Genomic DNA, 15,269 nt, shown 5'->3' with positions numbered 1-15,269 from the left:
CATGGCCGAAAAGCGGGTGTCGGTCCGGCTGGGCATTGTAGGTGGCCAGGAAGTCGAGGCCACCTTCGAAAACCTTGGCGCCAAGGGTGCGGCTGGCCTGAAGAAGCTGGGCGATGCCGCCGAGCGCTCTGGCGCGCAGATCAGCCGATCCAGTGGAGCCATGCGCGCCCAGTTTCAGAACGTGGGCTATCAGGTGCAGGATTTCGCGGTGCAGGTCGCGGGGGGCACTTCGGCCACACGCGCGTTAGCGCAGCAGTTGCCGCAGTTACTTTCGGGGTTCGGTCTATGGGGCGTTCTCCTTGGGACGGCGACTGCGATCCTCGTCCCCCTGATCGGCTATCTTTGGTCCACGAAGGAGAGCGCCGAAGGCGCGTCGACAGCAGTCGGAAATCTGGCAAGGGACGTCGCCGACCTGAAACGGCTGAATGAGGTCTATTCGACCAAGGGCATCGAGCAACTGATTGAGAAGTATGGCGTTCTCGATGCCAAAATCCTGACCCTGATCGAACATCAGCGCCAGTTTTCTGTCGACAAGGCCATGAACGACGCGCGCGCAGCGACCGCCAGCCTGGAAGGCGGGCTCGAAGGTATTCGCGATATCATGACCAAAATTGCCGACATCAAAGCTGCGGCACCCCTTCGAGGTGCTGCCTTGTCGGCGCTGGACCTGCGCGACACGGCGCAAGAATTGGCGGACAAGTTCGGGCTCACCGTTGATCAGGCCGACGCCATGATCGCAGCCCTAGACCGGGCGAAGGCATCCAATTCGCTGGGCGATATGGCCGACGCGACCGCTGACCTCACGAAATATCTGGAATTGTCCAAGCTGAAGGGGACCGAATTCGCCGGGACGGTCATCGCGGCGGAAGACGCGCTGCGCCAGTTGAATGCTCAAGGGGCCGGGGTTCAGGGGTGGCTGAAACTCGCGATCGATTGGGCCAAGGGCTTGACCGATCAGCTTTGGTCAGGCGCCGCAGCAGCGGCAGCGATCGCCGGGGCAAAGCCCGGCGCTTCGACCCCGATCACCACGTCAAGCGGCCAGCGCACGACAATGGAAACCCTGATGGCGGGCACCGGCGGTCGGTCGGTTGCGCCGAAATATTCCATCCCTTGGACGCCACCTGCCATTCCGGCGGCGGCGCGCGGCGGGGCTGGCGCCAGTTCGGCCACCAATAATTTGGAGAAAGAAGCGCAGCGGATGTTCGACGCCACCCGCACCGAGGCCGAAAAGTACGCGTCGGAACTGGCCAAGCTGGAAGCGGTCAAGAAGGCGGGCCTTGTCACCGACGACACCTATATCCGCCAGTTGAAGGCGCTTCAGGACACCTATCACCAGAACGAATCCGCCGTGTCCGCGATGACCTCCAAGTTGGAGGACTTCGTCAAAAAAACCAAAGACCTCGGGGGCGGCATCGGTGATGCGCTGGTGTCGGCCTTTGAGGCCGGATCGGACGCGGTCGGCGAATTCGTCAAGACTGGCAAGACAGATATCCGCGGGCTGGTGGTCGATATGATCGCCAATTTCGCCAAGCTCTCGGCGCAGAAATATATCTTCGGGCCATTGGCAGGCGTCCTGTCGGGCGCGCTAGGCGGCAGCGGGCTGGTTGCGGCAGCGATCCACCATGAGGGCGGCATGGCGGGCGGCGGGCGTGGTCGGGCCGTTCCAGCTGCGCTGTTTCACGGCGCGCGGCGGATGCATGGCGGCGGCATCGCGGGGCTGGCCCCGGACGAAATCCCGGCGATCCTGCGCCGCGGCGAGCGGGTGCTGAACCAGCAGGAAACCCGTGGTTACGGCCAAAACGGGCCGACGGTGATCTTCAACGTCAAGGATGCGGAGTCGGTGCGCCGGTCGCGGTCGCAACTGGCGGCCGATGCCGCGCGAGTGCTGGCGATGGGCCGGAGGGGAAGCTGATGGCGTTTCACGAGATCCAGTTCCCGGTCAACGTGAGCCAAGGCGCCAGAGGCGGGCCGCGCCGCAAGACCCAAATCGTGGCACTGGCCAATGGCGACGAGGAACGCAACGCCAGCTGGCTGAACTCGCGCCGCGAATATGACGTGGCTTACGGGGTGCGGAATGCTGATGCGCTGGCGGCGGTGGTGGCGTTCTTCGAGGCCCGCAATGGGATGCTTTACGGATTCCGGTTCAAGGACTGGTCGGACTACAAAAGCTGCTCGCCGCTGTCGGTGATTGCCGGGACGGATCAGCCGCTCGGCACAACCGATGGGGTCACGGCGGTCTTTCAACTGGTTAAGACCTATGTCTCGGGCGTCGGCCTCTATTCGCGGCTGATCGGCAAGCCGGTCGTCGGCACAGTTCTGGTGACATCAACGGTGCCGCAGGGTGCGGAACTGGTGGTCGATTGGAACAATCCGGTTCAGACGACCTGGTCGAACATAGGCCAGACCGGTGCCGCCAATGGGGCGACCTTGGCGGGCTTCCTGAGCGCCTATGAGGTCGGACAGACCGGATCTGGCCTGCGGCAGAAATTGGCGGCGGCCGCGGTGGTGGCTGGTACGAAATACCGGGTGCAGGGCTGGTTCAAGGCCGGAACCGGGACACAAGCACGGCTGAACCTGCGCTGCCAGCCAGGCAACCTCGATTCTGTTATTTCCGGCCCCTATGCTGCACCCGCCATCACCAACTCCGCCGCAGGCACTGTGTCGAACGTCGTGGCGACCGATCTGGGCGGTGGAAACTGGACTTGGTCGATGGATGTGATCATCGGCGCTGGCTTCACCGGGGCGCTTGTGGGCACGGGCAACCCGGTCAGCGCACAATCGGTGATCATGTTCGGCGTCAGCCTGCGAACGCCTGCGGTATCCGGCCCGGCGTCGGGTTGGTCCGTCGATACCACCAACGGCCTCGTGACTTTTGCCTCACCGCCAGTGGCAGGCGGGACTCTGACCGCCGGGTTCGAATTCGATGTGCCGGTAAGGTTCGACACCGACATGATCGACGTCGCCCTGAAATTCGAACGGCTGGGGTCAATCCAGTCCATCCCTTTGATCGAGGTCCGCAAGTGAGCATCCTTTCCGCGCCGTTCCAGGCCCATCTGACCGAGGGCACCACCACCATGTCCTGGGCGTGGCGGATCACCCGCACAGACGGCATCGTGATGGGGTTCACCGATCATGACGTGGCTCTGGTCTTTGATGGCACCACTTTCGAGGCAGAAACCGGCCTCGTCGCGTCGGAAATCCGGGCCTCGTCCGATATGGCGGTGGATGCGCAGGATGCCGACGGCGTGCTGACATCCGGCCGGATCACCGAGACTGATATTCTGGACGGGCGTTGGGACAATGCCGCCGTCGAGGTGTTCCGGGTCAACTGGGCCGATCCATCTCAAAGGTCGCTGCGGCGGCGCGGTTCGCTTGGCGAGATCAGGCGTGGCCGGGTGTCCTTCGTGGCTGAGGTGCGCAGCCTCGCCCATATTCTGGGCCAGACCGTCGGGCGGACGTTCCAGTCAAATTGCGATGCTGCGCTGGGCGATACCCGCTGCGGCGTGGATCTGGAATTCTCGACCTACAAAGGCACAGGCACCGTCACCTCGTTGACCGATGGCCGAACGTTTCAAGCCTCGGGTCTTGGCGGCTTTGCCTCTGGCTGGTTCAGTTTTGGGAAAGCCACCTGGGCCACTGGGCCGAACGTAGGGCGCACCACCGAGGTGGCAGTCCATAACCTGTCGGCCGGTGTGGCGGTGTTCGTGTTGATGGACCTGCCGGTGAAACCCATCGGCTTTGGCGACACGTTTTTCGCGCGAGCGGGCTGCGACAAGGCGGTTGCGACCTGTTCGGTCAAATTCGGCAACGTGCCCAATTTTCGCGGCTACCCGACCATTCCGGGGCAGGACACCGTGCTGCGCTATGCCTCGGATTCCAATGCCAATGACGGGACTGTCCTATGACCCACGCCGACCCCACCCTGATCGTGGCCGCCGCGCGGTCATGGCTTGGGACGCCCTATCACGATCAGGCCAGCGTCAAGGGCGCAGGTGTCGATTGTCTGGGGCTGGCCCGCGGCATCTGGCGCGAGGTGGTCGGACCTGAACCTCTGTCGGTGCCGCCCTATTCGCGCGACTGGGGCGAGACGCTGGCCACCGAGGTGCTGGCCGAAGGTGCCGCGGGCTGGCTGCAACCGATCCCGCTGGGTGAGGCTGGGGCAGGATCGGTCGTGCTGTTTCGGATGATGCCGAGTGCCATCGCCAAGCATGTCGGCATTCTGACTGGTGCCGCCACGTTCATCCATGCGTTTCAGGGGATCGGCGTGATTGAGGAGGAAATGACGCGGGCATGGCGGCGGCGCTTGGCCTTTGCCTTTGATTTTCCGGGGGCTGAATAATGGTTGCTCTGGTTCTCGGTGCCGCCGGGTCCGCGCTGGGTGCGGGCTTTGGCGGAACGATCCTTGGCCTGTCGGGTGCTGCCATCGGCGGCATGATCGGTTCGGCGGTGGGGTCGGTCGCCGACGCCTGGATCGTCGGATCGATGACGCCCAATCAGCGGGTTGAAGGGGCTCGGCTGGAATCCCTGCGGGTGACCTCGGCCAGCGAAGGGGCCAATGTGCCGCGCCTCTTTGGCCGGATGAAGCTGGCCGGGAACATCATCTGGGCCACTGATTTCATTGAGACCTTCCGCACCACAACCCAGGGCGGCGGCAAGGGTGGCGGTGGTGGCGTCACCACGACCACGGCGCTCTATTCCGCATCGTTCGCCGTCGCCCTCTGCGAAGGGCCGATCACAGGGATTGGCCGCATCTGGGCCGACGGCAAGCCGATGGACATGACCGGCGTGGCCATGCGGGAGTATTTCGGCAGCGAAACGCAGGGCGTCGATCCTTTGATCCTTTCACTGTCCGGTGCTGCCAACGCCCCGGCCTTTCGCGGCACCGCCTATGTGGTCTTCGACGGCCTGGCGCTGGAATCCTTCGGCAACCGCCTCCCGCAACTGACCTTTGAGATTTTCGCACCGCTGGCCGATGCCGATACCGCCGAGGGGCTGGTCAAGGCCGTGACCCTAATCCCGGCTTCGGGCGAGTTCGCCTATGCCACCTCCGTCGTGCGGGTCACCAACGGGTCGGTGACGACGACCGAGAATGTGAATGCCATCGCCGACCGCGCCGATCTCTTGGTGTCGCTCGACCGGATGGAGGCGCTGGCCCCGGGGGTCGAAGCCGTGTCGTTGGTGGTGTCATGGTTCGGATCGGATCTGCGCTGCGCCTCCTGTGAAATTCGGCCCAAGGTCGAGATTGCCACCTTGAATTCGACGCCCGCGTGGTCTGTGGACGGCGTTGTGCGCTCTGCCGCGCAACTGGTCAGTCAGATCAGCGGCAAGCCTGCGTTTGGCGGAACGCCGTCCGATGGCTCGATCGTCGAGGCCATCCAAGAACTTCGGGCGCGCGGCCAGCGGATCACCTTCTATCCTTTCGTGATGATGGATATCGCGGCGGGCAACACCTTGCCCAACCCCTATTCCAACGGAGCGGCCACTACCGGCCAGCCGGTCTATCCGTGGCGCGGCCGGATCACCTGCTCGCCAGCGGCGGGATATACCGGAACCGTGGACAAGACCGCGACGGCCGCCGCCCAGGTGGCCGCGTTCTTTGGCTCGGCCACCGCCGCGCAATTCAGCATCAGCGGCACCACGGTCACCTATACCGGCCCCGGCACAGAATGGGGCTACCGGCGGATGGTTCTGCATTATGCCAAGCTCTGCGCTGCTGCGGGCGGGGTTGATGCGTTCCTAATCGGCTCGGAACTGCGTGGGCTGACGACGATCCGGGCGGCAGGCAACGCCTATTCAGCCGTCGATGCACTGATCACCCTGGCGGCGGATGTGCGGGCCATCCTCGGGGCCGGGACCAAGATCAGCTACGGCGCGGATTGGACCGAGTATTTCGGCCACCAGCCTGCCGACGGCACCGGGGACGTTTATTTCCACCTCGACAAGTTCTGGGCGAACACGAATGTCGATTTCGTGGGCATCGACAATTATGTCCCGCTGTCGGATTGGCGCGACGGGTTCTCCCATGCCGACGCCCTGATCGCGCCCTCGATTTACGACCTGCCCTATCTCAAATCCAACATCTTGGGCGGCGAAGGCTACGACTGGTTCTACGCCAACAGCACGGACCGGACGAACCAGACGCGCACGCCCATCTCCGACGGCTTCGGCAGCCCCTGGGTTTTCAGGGTCAAGGATTTCAAATCGTGGTGGCTGAACACCCATAGCCACCGCCCCGGTGGGACGCCCGGTGCCGCGAGCCTCTGGGTGCCGCAATCGAAGCCGATCCGCTTCACCGAACTCGGTTGCCCTGCGATTGACCGCGGCACCAACCAGCCGAACGTGTTCTATGATCCGAAATCGTCGGAAAGCTTCGTGCCCTATTTCTCGCGGGGATACCGCGACGACGCGATCCAACGGGCCTATATCGAGGCCTCGCTGACCTTCTGGAGCGATGCGGCCAACAACCCGACCTCCTCAGTCTATGGCCAGCCGATGGTTGCCGTGGATGAATGCGCGGTATGGACCTGGGATGCCCGGCCCTATCCGTTCTTCCCAGAACTGACCGACATCTGGGCAGATTCCGCGAACTGGACGCTGGGCCATTGGTTGACGGGGCGCCTCGGCGCCGTGTCGCTGGCGGCGCTGGTCAGGACTTTGTGCCTCCGGGCGGGCTTTCCAGCAAACCGCATCGACGTGTCCGGGCTGCATGGCGCCGTCGAAGGCTATGTGATCGCAGCGCTGGAATCGCCGCGCAATTCGATTGCAGTCCTGGCGCGGCATTTCGGCTTTGATGCGGTCGAGGCGGACGGCAATATCCGTTTTGTCGCGCGTGGCCGAGCGGCGGCAATCACCCTGACGCCGGACCAGCTGGTGGCAGGCAAAGATGCCAAGGCCGAGCCATTTGAGATGACCCGGTCGCAGACCACCGACCTGCCGCAGGCTCTGAAATGGGCGGTGGTGCGGTCGGATGAGGATTACGATTCCGTGGGCGTCGAAGCCCGACGGATCACGGTGGATTCAGCCCGCACCGCGTCGGAAAGCTTCCCCTTGGCGGTGCCGCCGGAGGAAGCCGAACGTCGGTGCCGTCGCGCGCTGTTCGAGGCTTGGGTCGGGATCGAGGCTTTCGCAGCCACGCTGCCGCCATCGCTGCTGCGCTTGGACCCGACCGATGTGATCGGCCTCGTCCATGACGGGCGGACCTATGAATTCCGGCTGGGCCAGATTGCCGATGAGGTGGCGCGACGGATCGAAGGCGTGCGGCAGGACCGTTTTGCCTACGATCTGCCGCCGGGATCGAGCCGCGCCGCTTCGTTGGCTTCGCCCACCACCTTTGGTCCGCCCGCGACGTTCTTCATGAACCTTCCGCAACTGGCCGACGCCACACCGGCCTATCAACCTTTCATCGCGGCGGACGCCTCGCCCTGGCCGGGGAATCTGGCGCTCTATCGCAGCCCGACGACCAACGGTTATGCCCTGCTGTCGTCGCTGAACCGCCGCGCCATCACCGGGGTTCTGGCCTTCGACTTCTATGCCGGGCCGACGGGGCGGTTCGATCTGGGCAATGTGGCGATCATCGACCTGGCCAGCGGATCGCTCTTCAGCGTGACCGACGATCAGCTTTGGGTCGGAGCCAATGCCTTTGCGATTGAGTCCTCGGCCGGGCATTGGGAGATATTTCAGGCCGGGGTGATCACGCTTCTCTCGCCCGGCCGCTACAAGCTGGCGCGGCTGTTGCGCGGGCAGCGCGGCACGGAATTCCGCATGGGCAATCCGATTCTGGCCGGGGCGCGGGTGGTGGCGCTGGATGCGGCGGTGTTCCCGATCCCCACAGCCGATGCCGATGTCGGGCTCGCCTACAACTGGCTGACAGGGCCTGCGATCCGCACCATCACCGATCCGTCGTATTCGGCGAATGTCTTCACGCCTTCGGGCGAGGGGCTGCAATGTTTTGCGCCCGATCTCTACCTAAACCCCTATCGCAGGGCCCGCGCCGCTGGCGATTTCCTAATCGAATGGGTGCGGCGCGACCGCGCCCTGATCGCTGACAGCTGGGACAGCGACGAGCCGCCCCTCTCTGAGGCCTCGGAAGCCTATGACGTGGAAATCATGTCGGGCGTCACGGTGCTGCGGACATTGACTGCCGCCACGCCTTCGGTCCTTTACACTGCCGCCATGCAGACCGCCGACCTCGGGGCGTTGCTGACACTGGGGTCCAGTCTGACCCTGCGCATCTATCAAAAGTCGGCCCGCCTTGGGCGCGGACCAGCCTTCACCAAGACCCTTTTCTTCTGAGGCACACATATCATGACCGACACCCCGAACCTTGTGCTGCCCTATATCGCGGGCAGCCAGGCGCAAAAGCACGTCACGCACAACGAAGCCATCCGCCTCCTAGATGGGATGGTGCAGCTTTCCGTTCTATCGCGCACCATTGCCACGCCGCCCGGATCGCCGACCGATGGCTCGCGTTATATCGTCGCCGCCGGTGCCACCGGGGCTTGGGTTGGCTGGGATTTGAACGTCGCGTTCTGGGTCGACGGCGCCTGGATGCGCCTGATCCCGCGGGTGGGCTGGATCGCCTATTCGGTGGCCGACACCGGGTTCTACTCGTGGAATGGATCGGCCTGGGTTGTCCTGTCGGCGGGTGGCGGCAGTTCGACCTTCAACGACGCGACCTTCTTTCTGCAAGACAACAGCGATGTGACCAAGCAGGCGCAATTTGATCTGGCGTCGATCACGACCGGCACCACACGAGTCTATACCTTGCCGAACGCCAATGCGACGCTGGCGGCGCTGGGCCTGGCGCAGACCTTCTCTGCTGCCCAGACCTTCAGCGCCGGGACGAACAGCTTCGGCACATCGACGGGTGCCTCGACCGCCAACATCGCCACCGGGGCCACGACAACCGGCAATACCAAGGCCGTCAACATCGGCACGGCCGGGGCGTCCGGATCGACCACCAACATCGCCGTCGGATCGGCCGTGGCTGGCGCGCTGGGCTCCCTGACGATCAACTCGCCCTCGGTGGTCTTTGGCACCACCGTTTCCAGCATCGCGATGGCTGCGGCTAATGTATCGGCGCTCTATCTGGGCCTCGGCGGTGCGACAGCAGATGCCACCAACCGGCTGTCGCTGAATGCGCCTGCCTCGCTCTTCAACCACGCCGGGGCCGGGCACCAGATCAAGGTAAACAAGAATGCGGCGGGCGACACTGCCAGCCTGCTGTTTCAAAGTGGCTTTTCCGGGCGGGCCGAAATGGGCCTTGCCGGATCGGATGACTGGACGATCAAGGTCAGCCCCGACGGCAGCACTTACTTTCCGGCGCTGGTGTGTGATCGGACCACGGGCCGCCCAACTTTTCCGCAGGGAGAAATTCTGGGGCCGCTGGCGGCCGACCCGACTGGCCGCGCCGAGGGCTGGCTTTGGTATAATTCGACGACCTTGCGAACCATGGCGCGCTCGGGCGGCGTAGATCGGGTAGTGGGTCAATTGGCTGGCACCGGCGTCCTGGCCGTGGTCGACAACGCCTTTGAGGCGTCAACGGTGATTTCGGCACCCGGTGTCACCTCCGGCAGCGTGATCCTCGTCGTTCTGGGCGCGGCGCTGGATTCCGACGAAAATTCCCCCGAACTTCTCGATCTTGTCACCCTTTGGGGTGCTGCGGGCACCGATCAAATCACCGTCGGCGCGACCTTCGACACCCCGACCTCTGGCTCAATCAACATCAATTGGAGTGCCCTCTGATGGCAAAACTCTCTCGCGACCTTTCCACCGGCACGCTGCATCCCCGCGAAAACATCGTGGGCTCCGGAACCCTCGGCGCGCTGAACGCCGAAATCGTGATCAACGCCGACGGCGCCTCGACGGTCTCGCTCGATATGCGCGGCACCTTTAGCTTGACCGTCGAAGTTGCCGGTTCGGTTGACGGGGTGAATTGGACCCTGCTGCCGGTCCGCCCGGTTACTGGCGGTTCCTATGCCGCCTCGATTGCGGGCACCGCCGCCGGTGTCTGGGTCGCCACCTGCGCCGGGTTTGCCAAGGTTCGCGCCCGCGCGACAGCCTACACGTCGGGCGCAGCGACGGCGGTGTTCCTGGCGGCGACTGGTTTGTTGGACGACCGCCTTTTAGGCGAAGTCTCGTCCCAGACCGTCACCAATACCGGCGTGTCTGGCGCGGCCGTGACCTTGACCCTTGCGGCTGCCGGTGCCGGTCTGCGGCACTATATTACCGGCCTGCATCTTGAACGCCACGCGGCAGCAGCCCTGACCGCCGGGGCCACGCCCACGGTGATCACCACTACCAACCTGCCCGGCGCGTTGGCCTTCTCCATTCCGGTCGACGCCGGGGCGGCCGGTGGCATCTATGAGAAGATCTTCGAGCCCGCCCGTGCCCTGATGGCATCAGCCCAGAACACCGCCACCACCATCGTCGCGGGCGCCGTCACCAGTGTGATTTGGCGATTGACCGCCACCTACTACATCGCCCCCTGATACCGCGGCACCCGTGGCCAGGCCGAACCAGGGTTCGCCCTGGCCTAACCGCGCACGAGACCGACCACCGAACCGCGACATGAAAGGACTTCCCGATGCTGGACTTCATTGACTTTGCTCTGAAATGGGCAGTGGCCCCGCTCCTGGCCGCAATCTGGCATCTGGATCGCAAAATCAACGGTCAGGATCTGAAACACATGGAACACCGGGCCGCAATCGAAGTGATGAAAGCCCGTCTGGATGCACAGACCGCAGCGAGTGCCGCCTCCTATGCTTCGCTTGCGGCCGCGCAGGACCGCATCCTCAAGAAGCTGGACGACATTGAGGAGTTCCTGCGCTCAGCCCACTGACCTGCCCGAAATTGAACCGAACCACCCGTAACCCGCCCCGTGGCGGGTTTTTTCATGCCCGTAGTCGGGCGAAAGGAGCCACCCCATGAACACAGACCCAACTGAAGCCATCCGCCTGATCCAGAGCGGATTGGACAAACTCGGCCACACGCCCGGTGCCATCGATGGCCAATGTGGCGTGCGAACCGTCCGCGCGCTAAAGCAACTGGTCGCCGCCAATGGTCGGCCAGCGTCACTGGCACCGCCCGGGCCCTTGCCCTGGATCACCGAAGCCAAGACGGCCCTCGGCCGAAATGAAGCCCGCGACCGGACCTGGCTGATGGATTGGCTGAAACGCGATGGCCGCTCCATTGGCGATCCCTCCAAAACGCCGTGGTGCGGAGATTTCGTCGAAACCTGCATCCGAATGGGACTGCCCGACGAGCCCTTGCTCGCGGCACTTGGCACCAATCCTTACTGGGCGCGCAACTGGCTGCTTTTCGGCAGCGATACCAAGCCAGTCACCGGCGCGGTGCTGATCTTTGAGCGTGGGTCGGGCGGCCACGTTGGCTTCGCCATTGGCCAGGACGATACGCATTTCTTCGTTCTGGGCGGCAACCAGTCCGACGCGGTCACCGTCGCACGCGTCGCCAAGTCGCGCCTGCTCGGCGCGCGCTGGCCCCTCACCTACCCACCCCGACTGCAACGCCTGCCGACCATGAAGCCGGGCGAATTCCTCACCACCACCAATGAAATCTGAAAAGGAAAGTATCATGCTGAAACCTGCAATTCTTGCGCTGATCCGCCAAGTTCTGACCGTCGCTGGCACCGCGCTGGTCGCCAAAGGCTACGTCCAGGCAACCGAGGTGGAACCGCTGATCGGCGCGATGCTGACAATCGGCTCGGTGATCTGGTCCGTCGCTGACAAACGACGACGTCAGTGACTGGACTTAAGGCGCTTGCTCCAGTTAAGGGACACACACGGTCGAGGGCTGAATGGACGACGAGCATCGGTGTCCGCTTTAGGATGAAACCGCTTTATTGTGCCTCATCCCTAAGCCGAACTAACAGCCTCCGACAGTGTGTGCTTTCTGGATCAAGCTTGGCACCCTGCTCCGCAAGCTCCGATGCTCGCCTGGTATTCCCACTGTGAAGGTGAAGCCATGCAAGCCGCGACATATCAGTTGCTGAGAGTGATTTTAGATTGTCTTCAAGCATTGAAATGAGTGGACGTAGGAGAGAATGCCTCTCAACCAATTCCAAATTTGACTTCATCTCAACACTGTTGTTTATCGCATTAGCCATTTCACTCATCTGCGCCAAAGGAGGCTGAACTAAGCTGGCGAACTGAATAAATGCACCCAAGGCTGCGATCCCATCACCAGCGGATCGGTAATGATACAAAAGTTGCTCCCAAGCCGCGGCAGCATGTTCACCATCAGGATTGAGTTCGAGGTAACGACGCAAATACTCGGCCGACCGCGACTTACCTTCAGGAATATTGGCTTCAGATGCAAGCTCCGACAATAGTATCCAAGCGTCTGGGAAACCGCGAGAAAGGAACTCAAGAACCGGAGAAATTTCGTCGAACGGCAAGGAACCCTCGTTTATCCGTCTCGCAGCCTTCTTGAAAAACGTCTCAATCTGAGGCCTAATGCTCACCTTAGAACTCCGAGATGTAACGGCTCCAATTTCCTGAAGAAATTTAGTGTCCGCCTCAATTATTCCGCGCATCGGGCTGACCTGAAGTTTCCGTTTGCCGAACAGTGCTGCAGACAACGGGACCTCGAGAATTTCATAGTTAAGGTCGTCAAAGGTCGACTCGACAAGTGACATCCTTACAAGCTGATCAATACTCGCTTCCGGATCTGAAATGTCCGCACCATGCCTCAAAAGAACTGCCTCAAGTGCAAGCCTGGGCACGGGAGATCGCCAGCCACTAAGTGTAAGGAAGATCCTTGAAGCTCCTGGGGATAAATTTGCGAACGTTCGCTCAAAGAGCGCATCAAGTATGTCATCCTTTCGAGCTATCAGATGTGCAGGTTTGGCATACTTTCCCAGGTCAGCAAGCTCACCGAGTACGATCCTAATTATGTATGGATGGCCATTTGATGCCTCGTATACTTCGGCTACCTGACTCTCTCCAATAAACGCAGATATGCCAAGCTTGGAAGCCACCCCCCTAATCAAGATGGTTGCTTCAGACTCCTCCATACCCAGAATTTCTACCGGGTAATCCGCTTTGAAATCCCTAAATCGAGAGGTAATAACGACCTTATTTGGGATGCGTATGTTCATGTCAATCCAGTTGAACAAATCAACCGGAGAACTCAGGGTTTCGAAGTTGTCGAATATAAACAACGTCTTCCCCAATGGACTGTCTCCAAGGTGAGTCGCCATGGTTGCTACGGGATTCTTTGCTTGATCTGGGCTAATCGGCACAAACTCACGGATCAAGCTAATGTATTGCTTTGAGATATCCGCTTCCGTCAAGACACGAGGCTGCACCGGTTTAGCGCCGGACACCGTCAGATCAATGTCTCGCGCACTAAACCAAATCACAGCATCAAATCTATCAGATTTTGAGACATCACCCAGGAGCGCAAGAGCGAGCGAGGTCTTTCCCACTCCGCCGCGACCGACCAAGGTAATAATTGGATGCCTATCGTTGGTAACGACTTCCTTGACCTTTGCCTCTAAGGCTGGCCTGCTAATATAATCCGGAATATTGAAAGGGGCATTGGTCAGCGTATTGTTCAAGATGTAGAACGCACCCTTCCCTTCAGTTTCGCTGGCAGGTCTCTCACCGGGTGGGAGGACGTAGGGTTTGGCGTCGCCCTTAAGGCGCGTGTCGGTTATTAGTGAGAGCAGTTCATACGATATTGATCCAGGCGAAAACCCCCCATTGGGCACAAAGAAATCTGTTGCATCTGCGTCCGACTGCACCAAATCAACAAAGATTGGTTTCTCTGACCAAAAATAGATTCCGTTTCTATAGTTCTCACCGTCGATCGCGGCAGCAGACTTTAACGATGAAAAACTCTCCGAATCTCCTCCGAGCGGGATTACACGGTATTTCCCCGATAGGTTTCTATGCAGATATGCCCACGGAAGTTTAAAAACTGAGCTATTTTCGCAAATAAGACGTATCGATTCGGCCATACTAGCCGCATACCGTGATGCTGCTGCCGGTGTGGTTGCTCCGTGTCCCCTCGTTTTGTTCCTAAGCTCTGCAAATGCAGAAAACCAACTCCTAAACGCGATCTTCTCTAATATTTGTGGGGGTTCATCCTTTATATCGGCAATTATCTCCAGTATTAGCTTTGTCGACTCGTGTTGCCACGATCCCTTCCCATTCCGTTCGTTGAATTCGCGCCTTATTTCAAAGAGAGAAGACAGAAAATTCTGAGAGGTTGGCCCGCTTACGGCCTCATCTAAAGCTCGCGACCATTCCCCAATTCCGTCTGCTCGGATTAACTGGTGGAGTATTCCGTATCGAAGGTTCTGACGGTCATTTTGGATTGCGGCTACGACGACAGCAACGTTAATTTTTGAAATCAACTCTCCGGCGTACAAATATTCCGTGAAAAGGACGGAGTCTGAATCGTTTCCATGACGTCGCACTCTGTCCAGCATCAATTCAAGCGGTCGAAAGGTCATGGCATACTCGCGTTTGAGGAGGTTTGAGCTTCGGTCGAAGCCGACCATGATGTCAATCGGGTGTGTGGTGCGCTGTCTGCTGGCAGCATATTTTTTTGAACAGCGTTTCGGATGCACTGTTCAGGTTCATCGGTTTCTTCAGGCTGTCCAGGCATTCCCCCTCCAACCCAACTGATCTTTTGGGCGCCACCTCGTCTACAAAGGTCGAAGAGACACGAAGCCAGTTCGGATCGACCCAAGTCATGGGCAGGTTACATGGGGTGCCCATTTGAACTTGGCAACTGGCACGAATCGTCGCGTCCGAACATGGGCATCGGCGGCATCACACCCGCCCAGAGGCTGAAAATGGCCGCGTAAGTTCTACGAAGGCACCCCGTTGGAAATGGGGGGATTTCCGGGTGGCCGCCCTTTTGCAAAGTGTGTGTCTATGAACTTCGCGCAATTCAGTTTGGGTGGTTTTGTTGACCTATTGTTGACCTGGCTCGGGCCAACGCAAGAAGCCGCCCTGTGGGCGGCCTGTAACGTCATGATATGTTTTGTGTTTTTGGTTGCGGGGGCAGGATTTGAACCTGCGGCCTTCAGGTTATGAGCCTGACGAGCTACCGGGCTGCTCCACCCCGCGCCGGTTAGGGTTTGTCGTCGTATAGAGATATCGCTTCTTTCTAGGATTGGCGGTGACCTACTCTCCCACGTCTTAAGACGGAGTACCATTGGCGCAACGGCACTTAACGGCCGAGTTCGGGATGGGATCGGGTGTTTTGCTCGTGCTATGACCACCAATCCGAGGAAG

General features: G+C 60.9%; 10 protein-coding genes, 1 tRNA gene, 1 rRNA gene and 2 pseudogenes. 11 read left to right on the top strand and 3 right to left on the bottom strand.

Annotated features, from left to right (window positions below; all coding sequences use genetic code 11):
* Nucleotide 1 precedes the first annotated feature (1 nt).
* The 11 genes and pseudogenes from AC1DVR_RS15920 (at nucleotide 2) to AC1DVR_RS15870 (ending at nucleotide 11,763) form a co-directional block, all read left to right on the top strand.
* Nucleotides 2–1,912: a phage tail tape measure C-terminal domain-containing protein gene (locus AC1DVR_RS15920; RefSeq protein WP_478001581.1), complete on the top strand. Its 1,911-nt coding sequence runs from the start codon at nucleotides 2–4 to the stop codon at nucleotides 1,910–1,912.
* Nucleotides 1,912–2,310 (top strand): annotated as a pseudogene (locus AC1DVR_RS15915) (phage distal tail protein, Rcc01695 family); the annotation flags it as partial. The gene AC1DVR_RS15920 and the pseudogene AC1DVR_RS15915, both read left to right, overlap by 1 nt.
* Nucleotides 2,311–2,832: 522 nt before the next feature.
* A pseudogene (locus AC1DVR_RS15910) lies at nucleotides 2,833–3,024 on the top strand (DUF2460 domain-containing protein); the annotation flags it as partial.
* Nucleotides 3,021–3,905: a DUF2163 domain-containing protein gene (locus tag AC1DVR_RS15905; protein WP_478001580.1), complete on the top strand. Its 885-nt coding sequence runs from the start codon at nucleotides 3,021–3,023 to the stop codon at nucleotides 3,903–3,905. The pseudogene AC1DVR_RS15910 and the gene AC1DVR_RS15905, both read left to right, overlap by 4 nt.
* Nucleotides 3,902–4,339, top strand: coding sequence for an NlpC/P60 family protein (locus tag AC1DVR_RS15900; protein ID WP_478001579.1), 438 nt, complete (start codon nucleotides 3,902–3,904; stop codon nucleotides 4,337–4,339). Before AC1DVR_RS15905 ends, AC1DVR_RS15900 begins: the two co-directional genes overlap by 4 nt.
* Nucleotides 4,339–8,292 carry a baseplate multidomain protein megatron gene (locus AC1DVR_RS15895; RefSeq protein WP_478001578.1) on the top strand — a complete coding sequence of 1,318 codons (3,954 nt, stop codon included), beginning with the start codon at nucleotides 4,339–4,341 and terminating at the stop codon, nucleotides 8,290–8,292. The genes AC1DVR_RS15900 and AC1DVR_RS15895 overlap by 1 nt, the downstream gene beginning before the upstream one ends.
* Nucleotides 8,293–8,304: 12 nt before the next feature.
* Complete coding sequence (locus tag AC1DVR_RS15890; RefSeq protein WP_478001576.1) at nucleotides 8,305–9,744, top strand: DUF2793 domain-containing protein; 1,440 nt, start codon at nucleotides 8,305–8,307, stop codon at nucleotides 9,742–9,744.
* Nucleotides 9,744–10,490, top strand: coding sequence for a hypothetical protein (locus AC1DVR_RS15885; RefSeq protein WP_478001575.1), 747 nt, complete (start codon nucleotides 9,744–9,746; stop codon nucleotides 10,488–10,490). The genes AC1DVR_RS15890 and AC1DVR_RS15885 overlap by 1 nt, the downstream gene beginning before the upstream one ends.
* A gap of 95 nt (nucleotides 10,491–10,585) precedes the next feature.
* Nucleotides 10,586–10,840: a hypothetical protein gene (locus tag AC1DVR_RS15880; RefSeq protein WP_478001574.1), complete on the top strand. Its 255-nt coding sequence runs from the start codon at nucleotides 10,586–10,588 to the stop codon at nucleotides 10,838–10,840.
* Nucleotides 10,841–10,925: 85 nt separating this feature from the next.
* A complete protein-coding gene (locus tag AC1DVR_RS15875) occupies nucleotides 10,926–11,579 on the top strand; it encodes a TIGR02594 family protein (RefSeq protein WP_478001573.1) in 654 nt (217 codons plus the stop codon).
* A 13-nt stretch (nucleotides 11,580–11,592) separates the two neighbouring features.
* On the top strand, nucleotides 11,593–11,763 hold the full coding sequence (locus AC1DVR_RS15870) for a Pam3-gp28 family putative phage holin (protein WP_478001572.1): 171 nt from the start codon (nucleotides 11,593–11,595) through the stop codon (nucleotides 11,761–11,763).
* A 94-nt stretch (nucleotides 11,764–11,857) separates the two neighbouring features.
* On the opposite strand, the gene AC1DVR_RS15865 is transcribed toward AC1DVR_RS15870, so the two are convergent.
* The 3 genes from AC1DVR_RS15865 to rrf all read right to left on the bottom strand — a co-directional run bounded on the left by AC1DVR_RS15865 (nucleotide 11,858) and on the right by rrf (nucleotide 15,260).
* Nucleotides 11,858–14,527 (bottom strand): NB-ARC domain-containing protein, encoded by a 2,670-nt coding sequence (locus AC1DVR_RS15865; RefSeq protein WP_478001571.1) that lies wholly within the window; start codon nucleotides 14,525–14,527, stop codon nucleotides 11,858–11,860.
* 497 nt (nucleotides 14,528–15,024) lie between these two features.
* Nucleotides 15,025–15,101: transfer RNA gene (locus AC1DVR_RS15860), tRNA-Met, on the bottom strand.
* A 44-nt stretch (nucleotides 15,102–15,145) separates the two neighbouring features.
* Nucleotides 15,146–15,260: ribosomal RNA gene (gene rrf / locus AC1DVR_RS15855) — 5S ribosomal RNA — on the bottom strand.
* Nucleotides 15,261–15,269: the final 9 nt, after the last annotated feature.

Source organism: Rhodobacter sp. P2_H5 (genome assembly GCF_056403335.1).
The sequence above is the reverse complement of the archived record's forward strand: the minus strand, read 5'-3'. Positions and strand labels throughout refer to the sequence as shown.

Coding starts and splice junctions, on each gene's coding strand:
- AC1DVR_RS15875 (WP_478001573.1), top strand. CDS start 10,926: ATGAACACAGACCCAACTGAAGCCATCCGCCTGATCCAGAGCGGATTG.
- AC1DVR_RS15900 (WP_478001579.1), top strand. CDS start 3,902: ATGACCCACGCCGACCCCACCCTGATCGTGGCCGCCGCGCGGTCATGG.
- AC1DVR_RS15895 (WP_478001578.1), top strand. CDS start 4,339: ATGGTTGCTCTGGTTCTCGGTGCCGCCGGGTCCGCGCTGGGTGCGGGC.
- AC1DVR_RS15890 (WP_478001576.1), top strand. CDS start 8,305: ATGACCGACACCCCGAACCTTGTGCTGCCCTATATCGCGGGCAGCCAG.
- AC1DVR_RS15920 (WP_478001581.1), top strand. CDS start 2: ATGGCCGAAAAGCGGGTGTCGGTCCGGCTGGGCATTGTAGGTGGCCAG.
- AC1DVR_RS15865 (WP_478001571.1), bottom strand. CDS start 14,527: ATGGTCGGCTTCGACCGAAGCTCAAACCTCCTCAAACGCGAGTATGCC.
- AC1DVR_RS15885 (WP_478001575.1), top strand. CDS start 9,744: ATGGCAAAACTCTCTCGCGACCTTTCCACCGGCACGCTGCATCCCCGC.
- AC1DVR_RS15880 (WP_478001574.1), top strand. CDS start 10,586: ATGCTGGACTTCATTGACTTTGCTCTGAAATGGGCAGTGGCCCCGCTC.
- AC1DVR_RS15870 (WP_478001572.1), top strand. CDS start 11,593: ATGCTGAAACCTGCAATTCTTGCGCTGATCCGCCAAGTTCTGACCGTC.